This window comes from Sphingomonas sp., assembly GCF_031380695.1.
In the GTDB taxonomy this organism is placed as follows: Bacteria; Pseudomonadota; Alphaproteobacteria; order Sphingomonadales; family Sphingomonadaceae; genus Sphingomicrobium.
In genome coordinates this window covers 1-5,687 of sequence record NZ_JANMWY010000054.1, presented here as the reverse complement: position 1 = coordinate 5,687, position 5,687 = coordinate 1, and the positions used below count along the sequence as shown (strand labels likewise).

General features: G+C 64.1%; 5 protein-coding genes. 4 read left to right on the top strand and 1 reads right to left on the bottom strand.

Annotation, left to right across the window (positions count from 1 at the left end; all coding sequences use genetic code 11):
* The first annotated feature begins 152 nt into the window (after positions 1 to 152).
* On the top strand, positions 153 to 899 hold the full coding sequence (locus RMN84_RS02300) for an aldolase/citrate lyase family protein (protein ID WP_309610594.1): 747 nt from the start codon (positions 153 to 155) through the stop codon (positions 897 to 899).
* On the opposite strand, the gene RMN84_RS02295 is transcribed toward RMN84_RS02300, so the two are convergent.
* The gene (locus RMN84_RS02295; protein WP_309610593.1) at positions 896 to 1,834 is read right to left on the bottom strand and encodes a cupin domain-containing protein; all 939 of its coding nucleotides are present in this window, start codon (positions 1,832 to 1,834) and stop codon (positions 896 to 898) included. The genes RMN84_RS02300 and RMN84_RS02295 overlap by 4 nt on opposite strands.
* 134 nt (positions 1,835 to 1,968) lie before the next feature.
* On the opposite strand from RMN84_RS02295, the gene hisD reads away from it, so the two are divergent.
* The 3 genes from hisD (at position 1,969) to RMN84_RS02280 (ending at position 5,507) form a co-directional block, all read left to right on the top strand.
* Positions 1,969 to 3,282 carry a histidinol dehydrogenase gene (gene hisD, locus RMN84_RS02290; RefSeq protein ID WP_309610592.1) on the top strand — a complete coding sequence of 438 codons (1,314 nt, stop codon included), beginning with the start codon at positions 1,969 to 1,971 and terminating at the stop codon, positions 3,280 to 3,282.
* Positions 3,279 to 4,028 carry an SDR family oxidoreductase gene (locus tag RMN84_RS02285; protein WP_309610591.1) on the top strand — a complete coding sequence of 250 codons (750 nt, stop codon included), beginning with the start codon at positions 3,279 to 3,281 and terminating at the stop codon, positions 4,026 to 4,028. The genes hisD and RMN84_RS02285 overlap by 4 nt, the downstream gene beginning before the upstream one ends.
* 228 nt (positions 4,029 to 4,256) lie before the next feature.
* Positions 4,257 to 5,507 carry an MFS transporter gene (locus RMN84_RS02280; RefSeq protein ID WP_309610590.1) on the top strand — a complete coding sequence of 417 codons (1,251 nt, stop codon included), beginning with the start codon at positions 4,257 to 4,259 and terminating at the stop codon, positions 5,505 to 5,507.
* The last annotated feature ends 180 nt before the right edge of the window (positions 5,508 to 5,687 follow it).

Sequence of the window (5,687 nt, the reverse complement as noted above, 5' to 3'; positions counted from 1 at the left end):
GTCGGCCGCGAGCGGGTCATCGCCGGGACCGACTGCGGCTTTTCGACCTTCGCCGGGTTCGGCGCAGTCGATCCCGACATCGTCTACGCCAAGCTCGGCGCGCTGGTCGAAGGCGCGGCGCTGGCGAGCCGCAAGCTGTGGGGAGCGGGGGCATGACCTTCCGCGAGCGCCTGCGCGCCGGTGAGCTGCTCGCCGGGACCTGGGTCAAGACCCCGCACCGCCATGTTGTCGAAGTGCTGGGGCTGTCGCCGCTCGACCTGCTCGTGCTGGATGCCGAACATGCCCCGTTCGATCGCGGCTCGCTCGACGACTGCATCATGGCAGCGCGCGCCGCCGGCAAGCCCGTGCTGGTTCGTCCGGCGTCATCTGCGCACGAGCATATCCTGAACGCGCTCGATGGCGGCGCCGACGGGGTCATCGTGCCGCACGTTCGCTCGGCGGATGAAGCGCGCGAACTGGTCCGCGCCTGTCATTATGTGCGCGGCGGCCGTGGCTTTGCGGGGAGTACGCGCGCGGCGGGCTATACCACGCTTGGCATGGCCAAGCACCGCGCAGGGGCGACTGGCGTCACCATCATTGCCCAGATCGAGGATGTCGAGGGCGTCGAGGCGATCGACGAAATCGCCGTGGTCGAGGGCATCGATGCGCTGTTCATCGGCCGCGCCGACCTGACCATTTCCTATAGCGTTGGGACGCCGGATGACCCGCAAGTGGTCGCGGCGGTGGAGCAGGTCTGCGCCGCCGGACGAGCCGCCGGTCGGACCGTAGGCATGTTCCTGTCGCGCCCGTCGGATGTTCCCGAGTGGCGCGGCAAGGGCGCGTCGCTGTTCGTGCTTCAGTCCGACCAGGAGTTCCTGCTTGCTGGCGCGGTCGCGCTTGCGCGTGACATTCGTGGCTAGCCGCTGACGCGATAGACGACTGCTTCGGTGCTGCCCGCAAGCGTTCGCTCAAGGCCGATCGGCACGGTCATCGTGTCGCCTGCGCCGAGCGCGGTCGCGCCGCCGTCCCATTCGACTCGCGCCGTTCCGCTGTGGACGAACAATACCTCGGGCGTGTGCGGGGTGCGGCGGTCGGCGGGGAAGTCGCCACCGAGGCACAGCCGCTCGAGTCGGAACGGATGCGGGGCATCGAGCGGCGCGTGCTCGCCGATAACCGGGGTTATCGAGTCGCGGCACGGCGCGGCGCGCCACACCATTTTCGCCGCATCGTCGGCGGTGGCGCGACGAAGCTTCGCCACCTGCTCCTGGCTCGTCCGCGGCATTGGCGCCACGTCGGCGGGGACCGATTGCCCCGCGGTCGTGTCGACCAGCGAGCCATTCTCAAGCAGCACCAACCCATAATCGGCGGCCATGTCGAACACCTGCGGTGCCCACAGCACGCGCCCCGGATCGTCGCCGCCGAGCACCGCAAACAAATAGCCGGTCTCGTTCCCGACATTGGTGAAGCCGCGAAACATTCCCGTCGGCAGCGAAATCACGTCGCCGGGATGAAGCACGACCTGCGCGTCGTCGCCCTGCTCACCAAGGTCGAAGCGCCACTTGCCGCTGTGGACGACGAACACTTCGGCGGTATCGTGGCTGTGCTGCGAATTGACGCAATTGGGCGGCTGCCGCGCGCCGCCGATGTTGAAGCCATGCGGTTCGGGGATATGGACATGCTGCTCGGAATTCTCCGATACGCCCGGGCCGATGATCGTGAAGTTCTCCTTCGCCTCCGACCCCGGCGAACGCGTGTCGATGAAGGCATTGAAACAGGGTCGAAGGTCGGCGTAGCGTACGATTCGCGCTTCCATCGCTTCGCTACTCCAGCGATTGGTGTCTGCAAGTCCGGTCATCGCCAGCTCCCTAAGCCCCGCTTGTTCTCGCGATTAGGGGATGCAAGTTGTTGCATACGCAGTCAAGAGAGTATAAATTGTCTCGCTAATCGGCATCGACCTGTTCGCTGCCCAATCTGGCGGGGCCTGATAATATGGCAGAATGGCTGAAGCGCGGCGCGACTGCGGAAACCCGGGCGGACAATGACCGCAAGGTGCGCGACACGGTCGAGACCATCCTCGCCGATATTTCAACGCGCGGCGACGCCGCGGTGCGCGAGCTGTCGATCAAATTCGATGGCTGGGACCGCGACGATTACCGGCTGAGTCCGGCCGAAGTGCAGGACTGCATCGATCAACTCACCGGGCAGGATCTCAAAGACATCGAGTTCGCCCAGACGCAGGTGCGCAACTTCGCCCAGATCCAGCGCGACAGCATGCACGAGGTCGAGGTCGAAACGCTTCCCGGCGTCGTGCTCGGCCACAAGCATATCCCGGTCAATGCCGCCGGCTGCTATGTCCCCGGCGGGAAATATCCGCTGCTCGCCTCGGCGCACATGAGCGTCATCACCGCCAAGGTCGCAGGGGTCCCGCGCGTGATTACCTGCGCGCCGCCGTTCCAGGGCCGTCCCGCCCCGGCGATCGTTGCCGCGCAGGCGATGGCCGGAGCCGACGAGATCTGGTGCCTCGGCGGCATCCAGGCGATCGGCGCGATGGCGATCGGGACGCAGAGCATGGGCCCGGTCGACATGCTGGTCGGCCCGGGCAACGCCTTCGTCGCCGAGGCCAAGCGCCAGCTGTTCGGCCGCGTCGGCATTGACCTGTTCGCAGGGCCAACCGAGACGATGGTCATCGCCGACGACACGGTCGACGGCGAGATCTGCGCAACCGATCTGCTCGGCCAGGCCGAACATGGCCCCGAGAGCCCGGCGATCCTGATCACCACCAGTCGCCGCCTGGCCGAGGACACGATGCGCGAAGTCGCGCGGCTGCTCCAGATTCTCCCCACCGCCGACATCGCCGGCAAGGCGTGGGCGAATTACGGCGAGGTCGTGTTGTGCGAGGACGAGGCCGAGATGGTCCGCGTCGCCGACGATTATGCCAACGAGCATGTCCAGGTGATGACGCGCGACCCCGATTATTTCCTCCGCAACATGACCAATTACGGCGCGCTGTTCCTCGGGCCGCGGACCAATGTCGCTTATGGCGACAAGGTCATCGGCACCAACCATACGCTGCCGACAAAGAAGGCGGCGCGCTATACCGGGGGTCTGTGGGTTGGAAAGTTCCTCAAGACCTGCACCTACCAGCGCGTGCTGACCGATGAGGCGACGACGATGATCGGCGAATATTGCAGCCGCCTGTGCGCGCTCGAAGGCTTTGCCGGACATGGCGAGCAGGCCAACATCCGCGTTCGCCGCTATGGCGGGCGCAACATTCCCTACGCCGGAAAGGCCGAAGCGCTTTGATCCTGCCCAAAACGCCCAGTTTTCGTCTCGACGGCCGCCGCGCCGTCGTCACGGGAGCGGGGCGGGGGATCGGGCTGGCCGCCGCCGCCGCGCTGGCCGAGGCTGGGGCCGACGTCGTGCTTGTTGCCCGAACCGCGCCCGAGGTCGAGGCTGCGGCCGAGGCGATGAGCGGCCGTGCGGCGGTGCTTGACGTCTCGGACCGTGCCGCCACCGACGCCTTCTTCGCCGATCAACGCGCGTTCGACGTCCTCGTCAACAATGCCGGCACCAATCGTCCCCAGCCGATGACCGAGGTCAGCGAGGAGGATTTCGATGCGGTCTTCGGACTCAACGTCAAGAGCGCGTTTTTCGTCGCACAGGCTTGCGCGCTGCGGATGATTGCCGAAGGCGTGCAGGGAAGTCTCATCCACATGAGCTCGCAAATGGGCCACGTCGGCGGCCCCAATCGCTCGCTCTACTGCGGCTCGAAATGGGCGCTCGAAGGGCTCAACAAGGCCTTTGCGCTCGACCTCGCCGCGCACGGCATCCGTTCGAACACCATCGCACCGACCTTCATCGAGACTCCGTTGACGAAGCCCTTCTTCGAGGACGCGGCGTTCAAGGCGTCCGTCCTCAGCAAGATCAAGCTCGGCCGCATCGGCCAGGTCGAAGATCTGATGGGCGCCATCCTCTTCCTCGCGTCAGATGCCTCGGCGCTGGTCACCGGCACCAGCCTCATCGTCGACGGCGGCTGGACCGCCGATTGAGCTTTGCGCGCGGCAACCTGGCGATAGTTACTGACCCACCGGTCTCTTCTTCCTCGACGGGAAGTCGCGGGCTGCTTGTCCGAGTATCAGGTCGCTCGCCGCATCGTTGCATCCCAATGCATAGTGTGTTTAAAATTGTTTTTGCAGAGAACTGCAGCGCTCCGACCCTATAGAGGTTAAACGCTGCGACTGCGCGGATAAGCGCAGTCGGTCGAGGAGAGTAGTTGGTTGGCCACGGCAAAATTCACTCGAGCCGAGGACGTATCGGCTGCGCGTCGGTGGACGGCCTTTGCCTTTCTGATGATAGCTGAGTTCCTCTATGGCTGGTCGTTCAACACCGTCGACGTGCTGCGGCCCCAAATCCGACAAGCGCTTGGATTGACGCTTACTCAAGCGGGTTCCGCCTACACCGCGCAAAGTTTGGGTGCACTCACGGGCGCCGTCGTGCTGGCGCAGCTTGCCGATCGACTTGGCCGACGTCGCCTGCTGTTCTGGGTGATCGCTGGCTTCGGGCTATTCGGAAGCCTTGGCGCTTTGGTCACCAGCTACCCGCAATTGCTCGGACAGCGCTTCATGCTGGGCTTCTTCCTCGGCGCGATCTTTCCGGTTCTCATCGCCACCTACATGAGCCTTTTCCCAAGTAGAATACGGGGCAAGCTCGCGTCGATCGGACAAGGCACCTATAACCTTTCTGTCGTGGCGCTCGGCTTGGCTTACGGCACGCAAATCGGTCAATCGGACTGGCGCGTGCTATTATGGGCCGGTGCCCTCCCGGCGCTCGTGATCGCTCCGCTCGTTTTTCTATTCGTTCCTGACGATAGGATCATGAAGCCATGGGGCGCCGGCGACTCAGCTCCTGCTGCAGCGAAGCTGCCCGTGTTGGAGCTGTTCACTCTTGCGTTACGCCGCACTACCCTCCTGCTCTTTGTTTTGGTCGGATTGAATTTTTTCGCCTACCAAGCCTTCGCCGGCTGGGTGACGACCTATTTGAAGGACGTCAAACACTTCGAGCCGCAGGTAATTTCACGCATCGTGACATGGCAGTTCATCGGCGCGGTGATCGGTGGCTTTTTCTGGGGGTGGTTCAGCGATCGCTACGGCCGGAGGCTCACCGGCATCGGCTTCTTTGTAGGCGGCGCGTCGGTTCTGCTCTACCTGTTGGTGCTCGACAGCGCATTCGCGCTCCAGTTTGGCGGCGCATTGTGGGGCTTCATGATCACTGCGTCGGTCGCCTGGGCTCCCTGGATGTCGGAACTTTACCCCCCTCACCTGCGGTCAACGGCCATGTCCATCTTTCACTGGGGGCGCATCATCTCGATGACGGCGCCGCTCATCACCGGCGCCATTGCAGAAGCATTTGGCTTGCCGACGGCGATGACGATGTCGGCGGCTGGGCTGATCGTCGGCGGTGTCGTGTGGCTGATGATCCCCGAAACGGTCGAGCGACGCCGTGCGCCGTTACCCACCCCTAACGTCTGAAATATTGTCGAAGGTAGAGCCGAGATGGCCATGACCGGTTTCGATCCCCGCTGGGCGGACTTTCCAGCCTATATCATCGGCATCACGAAGGAGATCTGGGAAGATCGAGGCCTCGCGACGCTAAACCATTATTATTCCGACGATATTATCGTGCGAATGGCCAGCGGACTGACCGTCGGC

Excerpts from the sequence above, each read along its gene's own strand:
- RMN84_RS02300 (WP_309610594.1), top strand. The coding sequence starts at position 153 with ATGACCTTCCGCGAGCGCCTGCGCGCCGGTGAGCTGCTCGCCGGGACC.
- hisD (WP_309610592.1), top strand. The coding sequence starts at position 1,969 with ATGGCAGAATGGCTGAAGCGCGGCGCGACTGCGGAAACCCGGGCGGAC.
- RMN84_RS02295 (WP_309610593.1), bottom strand. The coding sequence starts at position 1,834 with ATGACCGGACTTGCAGACACCAATCGCTGGAGTAGCGAAGCGATGGAA.